This is a genomic window from Rhodanobacter glycinis, assembly GCF_006438785.1.
GTDB lineage: Bacteria > Pseudomonadota > Gammaproteobacteria > Xanthomonadales > Rhodanobacteraceae > Rhodanobacter > Rhodanobacter glycinis_A.
This window is the reverse complement of the sequence record NZ_RCZB01000006.1, coordinates 163,391-177,821: the sequence shown is the minus strand read 5'-3', so window position 1 is coordinate 177,821 and position 14,431 is coordinate 163,391. Positions and strand designations below refer to the sequence as shown.

At 65.0% G+C, this 14,431-nt stretch carries 17 protein-coding genes; 10 read left to right on the top strand and 7 right to left on the bottom strand.

The window, feature by feature from the left end; translation table 11 throughout:
- The first annotated feature begins 22 nt into the window (after positions 1-22).
- Positions 23-922 (top strand): fimbrial protein, encoded by a 900-nt coding sequence (locus EAH75_RS17900; protein ID WP_161596222.1) that lies wholly within the window; start codon positions 23-25, stop codon positions 920-922.
- 36 nt (positions 923-958) lie between these two features.
- Here the strand turns inward: EAH75_RS17900 and EAH75_RS17895 are convergent, their stop codons facing one another.
- On the bottom strand, positions 959-1,282 hold the full coding sequence (locus tag EAH75_RS17895) for a hypothetical protein (RefSeq protein WP_140653923.1): 324 nt from the start codon (positions 1,280-1,282) through the stop codon (positions 959-961).
- 338 nt (positions 1,283-1,620) lie between these two features.
- Positions 1,621-2,367 carry an FAD-binding oxidoreductase gene (locus EAH75_RS17890; protein ID WP_140653921.1) on the bottom strand — a complete coding sequence of 249 codons (747 nt, stop codon included), beginning with the start codon at positions 2,365-2,367 and terminating at the stop codon, positions 1,621-1,623.
- A gap of 92 nt (positions 2,368-2,459) precedes the next feature.
- Between EAH75_RS17890 and EAH75_RS17885 the strand changes: the two genes are divergently transcribed.
- From EAH75_RS17885 to EAH75_RS17875, 3 genes are read left to right on the top strand one after another with little or no spacing between them, the layout of a single operon-like run.
- Positions 2,460-3,434: an ABC transporter ATP-binding protein gene (locus EAH75_RS17885; protein ID WP_140653919.1), complete on the top strand. Its 975-nt coding sequence runs from the start codon at positions 2,460-2,462 to the stop codon at positions 3,432-3,434.
- Entirely contained in the window at positions 3,431-4,210 is a 780-nt protein-coding gene (locus EAH75_RS17880) for an ABC transporter permease (RefSeq protein ID WP_140653917.1), read from the top strand. The genes EAH75_RS17885 and EAH75_RS17880 overlap by 4 nt, the downstream gene beginning before the upstream one ends.
- A gap of 3 nt (positions 4,211-4,213) precedes the next feature.
- On the top strand, positions 4,214-4,933 hold the full coding sequence (locus EAH75_RS17875; protein ID WP_140653915.1) for a pseudouridine synthase: 720 nt from the start codon (positions 4,214-4,216) through the stop codon (positions 4,931-4,933).
- A 37-nt stretch (positions 4,934-4,970) separates the two neighbouring features.
- Here the strand turns inward: EAH75_RS17875 and tsaD are convergent, their stop codons facing one another.
- Positions 4,971-6,044, bottom strand: a complete 1,074-nt coding sequence (gene tsaD, locus EAH75_RS17870) for a tRNA (adenosine(37)-N6)-threonylcarbamoyltransferase complex transferase subunit TsaD (protein ID WP_140653912.1) — start codon at positions 6,042-6,044, stop codon at positions 4,971-4,973.
- A gap of 68 nt (positions 6,045-6,112) precedes the next feature.
- Between tsaD and rpsU the strand changes: the two genes are divergently transcribed.
- Both rpsU and EAH75_RS17860 read left to right on the top strand, forming a co-directional pair.
- Positions 6,113-6,328 carry a 30S ribosomal protein S21 gene (gene rpsU / locus EAH75_RS17865; RefSeq protein WP_007081639.1) on the top strand — a complete coding sequence of 72 codons (216 nt, stop codon included), beginning with the start codon at positions 6,113-6,115 and terminating at the stop codon, positions 6,326-6,328.
- A 195-nt stretch (positions 6,329-6,523) separates the two neighbouring features.
- Positions 6,524-6,970 (top strand): GatB/YqeY domain-containing protein, encoded by a 447-nt coding sequence (locus EAH75_RS17860; RefSeq protein WP_140653910.1) that lies wholly within the window; start codon positions 6,524-6,526, stop codon positions 6,968-6,970.
- 4 nt (positions 6,971-6,974) lie between these two features.
- Here EAH75_RS17860 and EAH75_RS17855 read toward each other — a convergent pair whose 3' ends face one another.
- A complete protein-coding gene (locus EAH75_RS17855) occupies positions 6,975-7,277 on the bottom strand; it encodes a hypothetical protein (protein ID WP_140653908.1) in 303 nt (100 codons plus the stop codon).
- Positions 7,278-7,433: 156 nt separating this feature from the next.
- Here EAH75_RS17855 and EAH75_RS17850 point away from each other — a divergent pair, with 156 nt between their 5' ends.
- A complete protein-coding gene (locus EAH75_RS17850; protein WP_140653906.1) occupies positions 7,434-7,604 on the top strand; it encodes a DUF1328 domain-containing protein in 171 nt (56 codons plus the stop codon).
- A 1-nt stretch (position 7,605) separates the two neighbouring features.
- Here the strand turns inward: EAH75_RS17850 and EAH75_RS17845 are convergent, their stop codons facing one another.
- Entirely contained in the window at positions 7,606-8,241 is a 636-nt protein-coding gene (locus EAH75_RS17845; RefSeq protein WP_170212242.1) for a GNAT family N-acetyltransferase, read from the bottom strand.
- Positions 8,242-8,326: 85 nt separating this feature from the next.
- Here EAH75_RS17845 and dnaG point away from each other — a divergent pair, with 85 nt between their 5' ends.
- The 3 genes from dnaG to EAH75_RS17830 all read left to right on the top strand — a co-directional run bounded on the left by dnaG (position 8,327) and on the right by EAH75_RS17830 (position 11,369).
- A complete protein-coding gene (gene dnaG / locus EAH75_RS17840) occupies positions 8,327-10,066 on the top strand; it encodes a DNA primase (protein WP_140653904.1) in 1,740 nt (579 codons plus the stop codon).
- Between the two features lie 71 nt (positions 10,067-10,137).
- On the top strand, positions 10,138-10,758 hold the full coding sequence (locus EAH75_RS17835) for a DedA family protein (RefSeq protein WP_140653902.1): 621 nt from the start codon (positions 10,138-10,140) through the stop codon (positions 10,756-10,758).
- 8 nt (positions 10,759-10,766) lie between these two features.
- Positions 10,767-11,369: a bile acid:sodium symporter gene (locus tag EAH75_RS17830; protein ID WP_140653900.1), complete on the top strand. Its 603-nt coding sequence runs from the start codon at positions 10,767-10,769 to the stop codon at positions 11,367-11,369.
- Here the strand turns inward: EAH75_RS17830 and mgtA are convergent.
- Positions 11,351-14,008 (bottom strand): magnesium-translocating P-type ATPase, encoded by a 2,658-nt coding sequence (gene mgtA / locus EAH75_RS17825; RefSeq protein ID WP_140653898.1) that lies wholly within the window; start codon positions 14,006-14,008, stop codon positions 11,351-11,353. The genes EAH75_RS17830 and mgtA overlap by 19 nt on opposite strands.
- 151 nt (positions 14,009-14,159) lie before the next feature.
- Complete coding sequence (locus tag EAH75_RS17820) at positions 14,160-14,405, bottom strand: hypothetical protein (RefSeq protein ID WP_140653896.1); 246 nt, start codon at positions 14,403-14,405, stop codon at positions 14,160-14,162.
- Positions 14,406-14,431: the final 26 nt, after the last annotated feature.

Here is a 14,431-nt window from a genome sequence, read left to right as displayed (position 1 = left end):
TATCTGCCTGTGGATGGCCTTGTTGCTGCTGGCGCTGGTGCCGGCCGTTGTCAGCGCAAAATGCAAATACAGTTCGGGCGGCGCGACCACTGTCACCTTCAGTTTGCCGCCGACCATCAGCATTCCGGCCAATATGGCCGACGGGACGATCATTGCCTCCACGGGGCAGGTTTCTCCGGCGAATCCGCCAGACATTACCTGCGGCAATTTTTTTGGCGAGACGGTGACATACGGCGTGGCCAATTCGCGCGGCAGCTACCTGGCGGACAACGTCACCTATGAAACAGGCATCCCGGGCGTGGGCTATCGCATCACCCACCCGACCGACTACCTGACGCCTTATCCGCAAAACAGCCAGTACGTCACCACCACGACGTTCAGCGTGACCTCCGGCCTGCAGCTGATCAAGACCGGTCCGATCGCTTCCGGCAGCGTGCTGGCGTCGGGCGACCTTGCCGATTGGCAATGGGGCACGCTTTATCCGGAAACGTTCCGGCTTGGCAACTCGATCACCTTCACCACGCCGAGCTGCACGATCGTCACCAACCCGATCAATGTCACCTTGCCGGTCGTGACCACCAGCGCATTCACGGGTGTGGGCTCGACATCGGGCAAGACCCCGTTCCAGATCCGGTTGAATTGCCCGACGGGTACGGCAGTGGCCAAGATCACGATGCACACCGCCGCTCCGGACAGTCATCCGGGCGTGGTTCAACCTTCCGGTGCAGGGTATGCAGCGGGCATTGGCGTACAGGTTCTCGACGGTAATTCGAATCCGATGGTCTTCGAGACCCAGACCGTGGTCACTCCACCGAATGCCACGACATCGATTCCTTACTTCGCGCAATACTTCCAGACTGCGCCCGCGGTGACCGGTGGCGCGGTCAAGGCCACGGTGACCTTCGATATCTTCTACCAGTAGCCGCTTGCCCCGCATTGCGGGGGAACCCATCGGCGGTCAATCGTAGGTACGAACGACGAGCTTTGCCTGCCCACCCACACCGTCGGCATTCGCATAACCGGCGAAGTAGCTGAGCAGCCGGTCGGTCGCAACGGTTGCCGCATCGAGGCTGACCAGGGTGCGTGAATAAGAGCGACCCGGATCGGTTGGCGTCTTGCCGCAGATCAGGCGACCCGGCGCAGCCGATGGCAGCTCGCCCGCCGTATCGGCGTGGGTCCCTTCGGTGGAACAAGTCGGCTCCACCACGGCGCCAGAAAGCGTGATGCGGCCGGTGGCGGCATGCGCGTTCGACGCGCTCGCCAGCATGATCAGCGTGACCAATACGCAACCTGAAAACCTGGTGCCACGCGGACTAGCCATACCGTTCACCTCTTGAGGTGACCCCGGCCATTACGGGGTTCCTTAAGTGGCTTTCGGCTTGCTCCGCTCGAGCTTTACCGGTTTGAACCAGCCCATGTCGCAAAGCGTGATGCACATCACACTAAGGGTGTGTTTGGTTCGGATTTCGTTGCGGCCACTTCTCTTGCCGGCCTGATTTACCCCTGCGCGCGTGAGTTACGCGTGAGACGAACCATGCGGGAAGCGAAAAACGCCCAGGCCCACCCCAATGGCTGGGTACCGGGCCAGATGTCATATCGGCGTGGAAGCGCCAATCTTTATCACCGCGACGAAATGTACTTCTCTCGCCTGATCTGCGGCACCGGCAAGCCGAACTCCTTCAGCGCGGCGAATGCGGCGTCGACCATGTTCGGGTTGCCGCACAGGTAGGCGATGTCGCGGTCGGCGTGCGGGCCGAGTTCGGCCAGTACGTTCTGTACGTGGCCACTGCGGTCGCCGGGGCGCGGGGTGGCGCGCGCTTCCCGGCTAAGGCAGCCGTGGAACAGGAAGCCGGGGTGGGTCTGCGCGAATGCCTCGAACTCCTCGCCGTAGAGCAGCTCGGCTTCGGTGCGCGCACCGTACAACAGCACCACTTCGCGATCGCCCTTCGCAAGCAGCTTTTCGATCTGCGGCAGCATCGCGCGATACGGGGTGACGCCGGTACCGGTGGCCAGCAGCAAGTAGCGAGGATGGGTGTCGGCGGCTTGCAGACAGAACCGGCCGTACGGGCCGCTGGCGTCGATCACGCCGCCCACGGGAAGTTCGCCGAGCAGCTTGGTGGCAGCGCCGCCTTCGACGTAGCTCACCGCGATCTCGATGCGCTGCACCGGCGAACTGCCGTCGCCGATGGTGGCTACCGAGTAGCTGCGCTTGGTCTCGGCGCCGTCGTCGTAATGGAAGTGCACCTGCAGGAACTGGCCCGGCTGAAACGCCAACGGCTGGCCGTCGTCGCGCTCGAAGATGAGGTGGCGCACCGCGGGGGCGAGCATGAAACTGTCGACGAGATGGAGCGGGAAGTGATCTGCCATGGAGGGTTCCGGAAACGGTGTGTGCGGTCTGGCAGGGCCAGACGACAGGGCTTGGCCCGCTATAATAAAGGCTAACCCCTTCGGTGCAGCCCATGTCCCCGCAGTATCCATATACGGCCCCCGCGCTTGTCGTCGACAACCTGCGCAAAACCTACAGCAATGGCGTCGAAGCGCTGAAAGGCATCAGCCTGACCGTGCAGCCTGGCGATTTCTTCGCCCTGCTCGGCCCCAACGGCGCCGGCAAGTCCACCCTGATCGGCATCCTGTCCTCGCTGGTGAATTCCACCTCGGGCGATGCGCAGGTGTTCGGCGTATCGGTCAACAAGGACCGCAGCGCCGCGATGCGGCTGATCGGGCTGGTGCCGCAGGAGATCAACTTCAACCAGTTCGAGAAGCCGTTCGACATCTGCGTCAACGAGGCCGGTTTCTACGGCATCCCGCGTAAGGAGGCGGCGCAGCGGGCGGAAAAATACCTGAAGGAGCTGCGCCTGTGGGACAAGGCGCAGATGCAGGCACGCACACTGTCCGGCGGCATGAAGCGGCGGCTGATGATCGCCCGCGCGATGATGAACGAGCCGAAGCTGCTGATCCTCGACGAGCCCACCGCGGGTGTCGACATCGAGATCCGCCGTTCGATGTGGCAATTTGTCAGCGCGATCAACGCGGCCGGTACCACGGTGATCCTGACCACGCATTACCTGGAGGAAGCCGAGTCGTTGTGCCGCAATATCGCGATCATCGACCACGGCACGATCATCGAGAACACCAGCATGAAGCGCCTGCTGGCGACGCTGGACGTGGAGACCTTCGTGCTGGACGTGACGTCCGTTCCGGCCGAGCTGCCCGCCCTGCCCGGCGTCACCCTGCGTGAACGCGACGAGCACACGCTGGAGGCGGAAATGGCCCGTTCGCATGACCTCAACTCGCTGTTCGCGGCGTTGTCCGCCAACGGCATCATGGTGACCTCGATGCGCAACAAGACCAACCGGCTGGAGGAGCTGTTCGTGCGACTCGTTGAAGGCGGCCGCAACGGCCAGACCGGCACCCATGAGGAGCGGGCCGCATGAGCAACACCACCGCGAACCTGGTCGCCCTCAACACTCTGGTGCGGCGCGAGATCGTGCGCATCGTGCGCATCTGGACGCAGACGCTGATCCCGCCGGCGATCACCATGACGCTGTACTTCGTGATCTTCGGCAAGCTGATCGGCAGTCGCATCGGCGCGATCGAAGGCGGTTTCAGCTACATGCAATACATCGTGCCTGGCCTGGTCATGATGAGCGTGATCAACAACTGCTACGCCAATATCTCCAGCTCGTTTTTCGGCGCCAAGTTCAGCCGCGCGGTGGAGGAAATGCTGGTGTCGCCGATGCCGAACTGGGTGATCCTGCTCGGCTACGTCACCGGTGCGGTGGCGCGCGGCATGGTAGTTGGCGTGCTGGTGCTGCTGATCGCCCTGTTCTTCACCTCGCTGCACGTGGTGCATCCGCTGATCACGTTCCTGTCGGTGCTGCTGGGCGCCACGATCTTTTCGCTGGCTGGTTTCGTCAACGCTGTGTACGCCAAGAAGTTCGACGACATCGCGCTGGTGCCCACCTTTATCCTGACTCCGTTGACCTACCTGGGTGGCGTGTTCTATTCGGTGAACATGCTGGGCGAGCCATGGCAGGTGATCTCGCGCGCCAATCCGATCCTGTACATGGTCAACGCGTTCCGCTACGGCGTGCTCGGGATCAGCGACGTGCATGTCGGCATGGCGTTCGTGGTGATGATCGGCTTCGTGATCGGGCTGTCGATCGTGGCGCTGCAGTTGCTCAAGCGCGGCGTCGGGCTGCGCTCGTAAGGCATGCGCGTCAACAAGTACATCAGCGAGTCCGGCCTGTGCTCGCGTCGCGAGGCGGACGAGTTGCTGATCGCCGGCCGCGTGAGCATCAACGGCGAGGTGGTCACCACCGGCGCGAAGGCGCTGGAAGGCGATGAAGTGCGCGTTGATGGCGAGATCGTGCGTGCACGCATTCTGGCCGCCACGCCGGCGGCGAAGAAGGCGGTTTATATCGCGCTGAACAAGCCGGTCGGCATCACCTGCACCACCGACCAGGGTGTGGACGGCAATATCGTCGACTTCATCGACCATCCGCAGCGGATCTTTCCGATCGGGCGGCTGGACAAGGATTCCGAAGGGCTGATCCTGCTGACCAGCAATGGCGACATCGTCAACGAGATCCTGCGCTCGGAGAACAACCACGAGAAGGAATACCTGGTCGGCGTGAACAAGGCGGTGACCGACGAATTCCTGGCCGGCATGGCCAAGGGCGTGCGCATCCACGGCCAGATGACCCAGCCCTGCCGCGTGCGCCGCATCGCCAAGTTCGGCTTCTCGATCGTGCTGACCCAGGGCCTGAACCGGCAGATCCGTTTAATGGCCGCTGCGTTCGGCTACCGGGTGACCCAGTTGCGCCGCGTGCGCATCGACAACGTCAAGCTCGCGCACCTGAAAGTCGGGCAGTGGCGCAACCTGACCGAGGCGGAGCTGAAGGGCCTGCTGCCCGGCCGCACGCAATGGTGAGCTGACGCGTTTTGCAGGGCGGGCATTGCCCGCTGCATTACGCCGCTGGCAGCGTTTGCAGGTCCCAACGCGGACGCACCTGCACGGTTTCGTCCTGATGCTGGCCACTGGCCAGCCGGATCGCACCGGCCAGCGCGATCATCGCGCCATTGTCGGTGCAGAAGTCCAGCCGCGGAAAATACACCTGGAAACCGTCGTTCGCACCGGCCCTGGCCAATTCACTGCGCAATCTTCGATTCGCACCGACGCCACCGGCGATCACCAGTCGCTGTGCGCCGCTGGCCTCGAGCGCGCGGCGGCACTTGATGATCAGCGTATCGACGATCGCTTCCTCGAACGCGCGGGCGATGTCGGCGCGGGTCTGTTCGCTCTGGTCCGACTTCTGCCAGGCCAGCAGCACCTGGGTCTTCAGGCCGGAGAAACTGAAATCCAGCCCGGGCCGGTCGGTCATCGGGCGGGAAAAGCGGAATGCGCCGGCACGACCCTGTTCGGCCAGTTTGGCCAGCGCCGGACCGCCGGGGTACGGCAGGCCCATCAGCTTGGCGGTCTTGTCGAACGCCTCGCCGGCGGCATCGTCCAGCGTGTCGCCGAGGATCGTGTACTGCCCGATCGCCTTGACCTCGACCAGCATGGAATGGCCACCGGACACCAGCAACGCCACGAACGGCGGCTCAGGCGGGTCGTCCTCCAGCAGTGGGGCCAGCAGGTGACCTTCCATGTGGTGCACTCCGATCGCCGGCACGCCCAGCGCCCAGGCCAGCGCGCGCCCGACGGACGCCCCCACCAGCAAGGCGCCGACCAGGCCGGGACCGGCGGTATAGGCCACCCCGCCAAGGTCCTGCACGGTCAAGCCGGCCTCGGTCAACGCCTCGCGGATCAACGGCAGCAGCTTGCGCACGTGGTCGCGGCTGGCCAATTCCGGCACCACGCCACCGTAGTCGGCATGCAGCTTGATCTGGCTGTACAAGGTGTGCGCCAGCAGGCCGCGACCGGGCGCATCCGGCTCCCAGCGCAGCAGCGCCACCCCGGTTTCGTCGCACGAGGTTTCGATGCCCAGAACCGGGCCTGTTACCGACTTGTTCGCCGGCTTTGAAAATTCTGTGATATCCACGGTATAATTCGCGGCTCGCCCTATTTGACAGTCCCGTACAAGCGGGCAGATTACCACTCGGAGTTTCCATGCCCAACGTAAAAGTTCGCGAGAACGAGCCGTTCGAGATTGCACTGCGTCGTTTCAAGCGTACCTGCGAGAAGGCCGGCGTCCTGGCTGAAACGCGCAAGCGTGAGTTCTATGAGAAGCCGACCCAGGAGCGCAAGCGCAAGCGCGCTGCCGCGGTGAAGCGTCACCTGCGTCGTCTGTCGCGCGACGTCTCGCGCAAAGTCCGTCTGTACTGAGTTTCCCCTGGTTCATCGCCTGCCGATGGATCATGCAGCGCCCCGGCACTGCACGTAACAGGAAACACGGTCGGCGCGGGTTCTCGCAGCCACCGCAAGCACAGCAGATTCGAACTGGCCGGTGTTGCCCCCAAGGGCAACGCCGGCTTTGTCGTTTCCGTAGAATGGATTCCCCCACTTACAAAGGTTTCCGCCATGACGCTCAAGCAGCAGCTTACCGAAGACATGAAGAACGCCATGCGCGGCGGCGACAAGCACCGGCTTGGCGTGATCCGGCTGATGCTGGCGGCGATCAAACAGCATGAAGTGGACGATCGCGTTGAGCAGACGGATGCGATGGTACTGGCCACGCTGGAGAAGATGCTCAAGCAGCGGCGCGATTCGGTCAGCCAGTTCGATGCCGCCAAGCGTGAGGATCTGTCGGCGATCGAGCGTGCCGAGATGGTGGTGATCGAGACCTACCTGCCGGCCAAGCTGGACGAGGCCGAGATCGACGCACTGATCGCCGCAGCGATTAGCGACACCGGCGCCAGCTCGGCCCGCGACATGGGCAAGGTGGTGGCTGCGGTGAAGGAAAAGGCCGCCGGCCGCGCCGACATGGCCGTGGTCTCGGGCAAGATCAAGGCACGTCTGGCCGGCTGAGGCCTCAGCCCGCCCGCGCCGTCAGCAACAGGATCAGCGCCAGCAGCACCAGCAGGCCGGCGATCACGGCCAGCGCGATGACACGGCGGCGCCGACGCAGGCGCTGCCAGTTCGCCAGATCCAGGAAGTAACGCCCCTCGCCCGGACAGCGCAATACCGCGTGGCCGACCAGCTGATGCCAGGCCATGCCCGGCTTCAGCCCCAGTTGCTCCGAGCTGCGCGCCTGCGCTGCGCCGGTGGCCCCGGCATGCTCGAACGCGCGCACCAGCGCCCGCTGCTTGTGCGCCATGATTGCCGTGATCACCATGCCTGCCGTTCCTGTCCGCGTGGCCGCGCAGCTTGCCGGCCTGTGCGCCGGCTGACAAGCCGGCCATGCGCCGCGTTCACGCCCACTTCGTTACAAAACGCCGACGACCCGCCGGACATCCCGCCGCGCGGCCGATCACCGTAACCGGAGAAGCACATGCTGAAGTGGGCCATCATTTTCGCCATCATCTCCCTGATCACCGGCTGGCTCGGCTTCGGCGGGGTTGCCGGCGCCACTGCCACCATCGCCAAGGTGCTGTTTGCATGCTTCGTGATCCTGTTCCTGCTGGCCGTGCTGGCGGTGATCGGCGTCTTCCACATCCTCTGACTCAAGCCGGCGCATGCCACTGCATGCGCCGCTGGTCCGGCACCCGACCCTGTGCATTCGCCAGGGTCGAGCGGCGTTCGCCGACAACCGCAAAGCCCAGCCGCTGATACAGCCGCTGGGCGGCCGGGTTGGTCGCCGCCACATCCAGCACCACCGGCCCGCTGGCAGTGATCGGCCGTGCAGCCAGCAGGTGCTCGACCAGGACCGTACCCGCGCCCTGCCCGCGCGCAGACTCGCTCACGCCCAGGTGCCCGAGGTAATACATGGCGCCGGCCGGTGGCGGGATCACCGATTCCACCTTCAGCCCCCTCACGACCACCCCGGCCGCATGGCGCCAGCCGTAATGGCCGAGAATCTGCCGCGCCGCGGCCAGCATGAACGACCACTTCGTGTCCCCGCCAAAACCCGCCCCGGCCGCCACCACCACACCATCGAGCACACCGACCACATGGTTGCGCCAGCCGAATTCGCCCGCCCCATCGGCAAACGCCCGCCGCAGGAACGCCTGCGCATCGCCCACCCCCGACACCGAGAACACGTAGTCGAACGCGGCCGGGCCGGAACTGTGGATCAGCGGCACCGCGGCCGCCACATCGGCCGCTGCGGCCGGGCGGAAAGTCAGTCCAGCCAGCGTCATCGAACATTCCCCTGCGACATTCCGTCCGAGGTTAACGCAATCCGGCCGAACCTCCCCGCTGGCAACCGACTAAACTAGGTCGCTTATGCGTGGCCTGATTCCCGACAGCTTCATCGATGAACTGCTTGCCCGCGTCGACATCGTCGACGTGATCGAGCGGCGGGTGCCGTTGAAGAAGGCCGGACGCGAGTGGACGGCGTGCTGTCCGTTCCACAACGAGCGCACGCCGTCGTTCTACGTCAGCCCGGCCAAGCAGTTCTTCCACTGCTTCGGCTGCGGGGTCAGCGGCAGCGCGATCAAGTTCCTGATGGACTTCGATCGGCTGGAGTTTCCCGACGCGGTCGAGGAACTGGCGCAGACAGTCGGCCTGACCGTGCCGCGCGAAGGCGGCCGCGACGCCGTGCCGCGCGAGGACAAGACCGACCTGTATACGCTGCTCGACGACGCCGCCAGCTGGTACGAGCGCGAGCTGCCACGCAGTGCCGAAGCCCAGGCTTATTGCAAGAAACGCGGGCTGGACGCCGACACCATCAAGCGCTTTCGCATCGGCTGGGCGCCGGCCGGCTACGACGGCGTGATGAAATCGCTGGGCAACAGCGACCGACGACGCGAATTGCTCGATGAAGCCGGCATGCTCGCCACCGGCGAGCGTGGCAAATACGACCGTTTCCGCGAGCGGCTGATGTTCCCGATCCTGGACCGCCGCGGTCGCGTGATCGCGTTTGGCGGACGCGTGGTGCAGGTCGCGCCGTCATCGGGGCAGGCACCGCCGAAATACCTCAACTCGCCCGAGACGCCACTGTTCCACAAGGGTCGCGAGCTGTTCGCGCTGTGGCAGGTGAAGCAGGCCAACGCGAACCTGCTGCGGATCGTGGTGGTCGAAGGCTACATGGACGTGATCGCGCTGCACCAAGCCGGGCTGCCGATCGCGGTGGCCACGCTGGGCACGGCGACCACGCCGGAACACACCGAGGTGCTGTTCCGTGCCGCGCCGGACGTGGTGTTCTGCTTCGACGGCGACCGCGCCGGCCGCGCCGCCGCGTGGAAGGCGCTGGAATCGGCGCTGCCGCGCCTGCGCGACGGGCGCCAGGCGTACTTCCTGTTTCTGCCTGATGGCGAGGATCCGGATTCGCTGGTGCGCAAGGAGGGCAAGGACGGCTTCGAGAAACGCATCAGGGAAGCGATGCCGCTGTCGGAATATTTCTTCAACGAACTCTCGCACGACGTCGAGATGGGTAGCCTGGACGGTCGCGCGCGGCTCGCCGAGCGCGCCCGCCCGCTGATCGCGAAACTCCCCGACGGCGCGTTCCGCGACCTGATGGCGCAGGAGCTGGAAAAGCGCAGCGGCGCCCGCGCGATGCTGCAGGCCGACCCGGCCGCACACCGCGCCGTGCAGCGGCCCACGGCAGTGCAGCGCAGCCTGGTGCGCAGCGCGATCTCGTTGCTGCTGGCGCAGCCGGGCCTGGCCGATCAGGTCGAGAAGCCCTATCGCTTCCTGCGCCTGGACAAGCCCGGCGTGGAACTGCTCGCCGAATTGCTCGACATCGCACGCTCGCGACCGGGCATCAACTCCGCGATGCTGGTCGAACATTTTGCCGAGCGACCGGAATATCCCTCGCTGCAGAAACTGATGGCGACGCTGTCCGTGGGCGAACCGGAGAGCCAGCGCATGGAATTCATCGAGGCACTGGAGCGCATGGAACACCAGTCGCTGATCCAGCGCCGCGATTTCCTGAGTGCGCGACGCGGTGAACTCAGCGATGCCGAGAAGGCGGAATTGCGGACGCTTCTGCCATTGCGCGAACAAACGAGCACCAAGGCATGATGGTGCGCATCGCCACGATGGTCCCTGCGTCGGACAGCACATGGAACTGCGCACAAAAGGCCGGGGTATAGATGGACCTGCTGCAGCAACTGATCAGGATCTTCGCCGAGAACGGCTATGTCGCGGTGTTCATCGCGTTGATGATCTGTGGCGCCGGCCTGCCGTTGCCGGAGGACATCACCCTGGTTGCCGGCGGCGTGATCGCCGGGCTCGGCTACGCGAACGTGCACGCGATGTTCGCGCTGGCCATGTTCGGCGTGCTGTTGGGCGACGCGGCCATCTTCATGCTGGGCCATCATTACGGCGCACGCATCCTGCAATGGCGCTTCGTGGCGCGCGTGCTGACGCCGGCACGCTACGCCACGGTGCAGGAGAAGTTCGACCGCTACGGCAATCGTATGCTGTTCTTCGCGCGTTTCCTGCCCGGCATGCGCACCACCGTCTACCTCACCGCCGGCACCACCCATCGGGTGTCGTTCCTGCGCTTCCTGCTGATCGACACGCTGGCCGCACTGATCAGCGTGCCGTTCTGGGTGTACCTGGGTTTCTTCGGCGCCGACAACCACGAGTGGCTGGTGAAGTGGATGCATCGCGGCCAGAGCAGCCTGTGGGTGCTGGTCGGCATCGTGGTGCTGATCGGGCTGGTGCTGTGGTGGCGGCATCGCCGTCGCGTGCGTTGCGGGCTGGATTGAGTCGCCGCATGTCGTTGCGTCGTCTTCGCCCCGACAACTTCACCCTCATTTTGCTTGGCACTGTGCTGCTGGCCTCGCTGCTGCCGTGCCGGGGACAGACGGCGCGGATATACGATGGCGCGACAGACGGCGCGATCGCGCCGCTGTTTTTTCTGCACGGCGCCAGGCTGCCGCTGCTCGGCCTCACCGACCAGGGCACGATCCTGCTGGTGGTGTACACCGCGTTCAGTGCCGCGGTAGTCGGAGGATTGTGGCGTGATACCCCGATCTCCGCGCTGCTGTCCACGCTGGCCGCGTGCGCGTTGCTGCTGGCGCTGGTGATGCTCACATTGACCTGGGCCGCGCGCCGGCTTGGCTTTTTGCGCGAGGATGAAGTCACCATCGTGTTCTGCGGTTCCAAGAAGAGCATGGCCAGCGGCATCCCGATGGCGAAGATCCTGTTCGCCGGCCAGCTCGGCGGCCTCGGCGCGCTGGTGCTGCCGCTGATGATCTTCCACCAGCTGCAGTTGATGGTGCGCGCGGTAGTGGCGCGGCACTATGCCGCGCGAGGTTCGGCACCGGCCACGCAGGACGATCGCGAAGCCGATCGACGCTACAGCCAGCGCCCGTAACGGCGGATGTAGATCACCTTCATCAGCTGGGTCAGTACGCAATAGCTCACCAGGGTCAGCGCCAGCCATGCGAAGTACACGGGCGGCAGCGGCACCATGCCGATCTTCGCGCCCAGCGCGCTGAACGGAATCAGCATGCCGATCACGATGATCGCGAGGGTGAGACCGAGCACCGGCGCGGCCGCCACACTCTGCAGGAACGGGATGCGGCGAGTGCGGATCATGTGCACCACCAGCGTCTGCGACAGCAGACCCTCGATGAACCAGCCGGACTGGAACAGCGACTGATGCGCCGGCGAGTTGGCACCGAAGTAGTGCCACATCAGCCAGAACGTGGTGAGGTCGAAGATCGAGCTGACCGGGCCGATCCACGCCATGAAGCGGCCGATGTCGCCGGCGTCCCACTTGCGCGGCTTGCTCAGGTATTCCTCGTCCATGCGATCGAACGGGATCGACAGCTGCGAGATGTCATACAGCAGGTTCTGCACCAGGATCTGCAGCGGCAGCATCGGCAGGAACGGCAGGAACGCGCTGGCCACCAGCACGCTGAACACGTTGCCGAAGTTCGAGCTGGCGGTCATCTTGATGTACTTCATGATGTTGCCGAAGGTGATCCGCCCCTCGATCACGCCTTCCTCCAGCACCATCAGGTTTTTTTCCAGCAGGATGATGTCCGCGGACTCCTTGGCGATGTCGGTGGCGGTGTCCACCGAGATGCCGACATCGGCATCGTGCAGTGCCGGCGCGTCGTTGATGCCGTCGCCGAGGAAACCCACGGTATGGCCCAGCCGTTGCAGCGCGCGCACCACCCGCGCCTTCTGCAGCGGCGACATCTTGGCGAACACGGTGACGCGCGCCACCAGTGCATCCAGCGCGGGGTCATCCAGCGCCTCGATATCCTTGCCCTGCACGGAGTGGGTGACATCCAGGCCGACTTCGCGACAGATCTTGCGCGTCACCGCCTCGTTGTCGCCGGTGATCACCTTCACCTCGACGCCATGACTGTGCAGCGCGCGGATCGCAGTGGCCGCGGAATCCTTCGGCGGGTCGAGGAACGCCAGGCAACCGACCGCGATGAGCTCGCTCTCATCGGCTACGCCGTAGGCGCGCTGATGCGCCGGCTGCCGCCGCACCGCAACCACCAGCACGCGCAGGCCGTCTTCGTTAAGCCGGTGCGTCATCGCCTTGATCTCCTGGCGGCGCGCGTCGGTCATCGGCTCGGTGACGTCGCCGGTTCTCGCGTACGCGCAGATCGACAGCATTTCCTCGACCGCACCCTTGCAGATCAGCAAGTGTTCGCCGTTGCCGCTGGTCACCACCACCGACATGCGCCGGCGCTGAAAGTCGAAGGGAATCTCGTCCACCACCCGGTAGCTCATCGCCGCCGCTTCCAGATCGCGATGTTCCAGCACCGCCTTGTCCATCAGATTTTTCAGGCCGGTCTGGAAACGGCTGTTGAGATAGCCGTATTCGAGTGCCTCGTCCGATTCCTCGCCGTCGAGATCGAGGTGCCGTTCGAGCACGATCTTGTCCAGCGTCAGCGTGCCGGTCTTGTCGGTGCACAGCACATCCATGGCGCCGAAGTTCTGGATCGCGTTGAGCCGCTTCACCACGACCTTGCGCCTGGACATCGCCAGCGCACCCTTGGCCAGGTTCGCGGTGACGATCAGCGGCAGCATCTCCGGAGTCAGCCCGACCGCGATCGACAGCGCGAACAGGAACGCCTCGGTCCAGTTGTGCTTGTCCAGCCCGTTGATCAGGAACACCACCGGCACCATCACCGCCATGAAACGCAGCAGCAGCCAGCTCACACTGCTCACGCCGCGATCGAAGCTGGTCTGCACGCGCTGCCCGCTCATGCTGTGCGCCAGCGAGCCGAGATGGCTGCGCGCGCCGGTCGCCACCACCACGGCACTGGCGGTGCCGCTGACCACGTTGGTGCCCATGTAGCAGACGCTGATCAGATCCAGCGGATTGCTGTCGCTGCCGCCGTCGACACGTGCACGCGTGGGCACGGGCGCAGACTTCTCCACCGGCAAAGATTCGCCGGTGAGGATCGCCTGGCTGATGAACAGATCCTTCGCTCCCAGCAGGCGCAGATCGGCCGGCACCATGTCGCCGGCGGCGAGGTGCACGATGTCGCCAGTGACCAGCTCGACCACCGGCACCTCGATCTGCTCGCTGTGGCCGTCGGAGGCGCGCCGCGTCACCGTGGCCGTGTTGCGCACCATGGCCTTCAGCTTTTCGGCGGCGCGCGAGGAACGGTATTCCTGGGTGAAACTCAGCACCACACTGATGCCGACCATCACCGCAATGATGATCGGTCCGGTCAGATCGTTGCCGTCGGTGAACAGCTGCACGCCAGCCAGCACCAGCAGCACCACGATGAACGGGTTCTTGAACGCGCGCAGCAATTGCAGCGACCAGTGCGGCGGCTTCTCGTGCGCCACCTCGTTGAGGCCATCGCGATGCAGTCGCGCACCGATCTGCTCCGCGTCGAGACCCGCCAGCGTGGTGCCCAGCTTCTGCAGCAATGCTTCGGCGTCACAAAACGCCTGCTCTGCCGCGACTGCGGCCGATGGTCTGGGTGCGCCCTTGCCCGCCATCCTGGTGGCGGATGGGTTGGAAATCCTGCTCATGATTCGTTGCCGTAGGTCGGAATGCCGATGTCGCGAAGCGCCGCCGGACTCAGCCCGCCGTCACGCTACGATCCGTGGCCGCGCGCGCGGCCCACACCAAATCACCCCGTTGAAACTGGGGGAGGCCAGCCCTTGCGGTGGACGACGGCGATCATCCGCGTCCTGCGCCGAGGCGCCGATGACGCGGTGCCTTCAGAAACGACGCAGGCTCGCGCCGCGACGCCAGCGGCCGTGCGACGACACGCATCAGATCGACCACCACAGCGCCATCGCCAGCCGGATGGGACAGCGGTGCCGGCACAGTCACGCTGAATCCGTGCGACGCGGCGGCGCCGCGACCGGTTACGGTACGAAGGCCTGCAACACACAGGCGGAAAAAATCGCGAAGGAGCTTCATCGGCCCATCTCCTCGTAACGACGCCA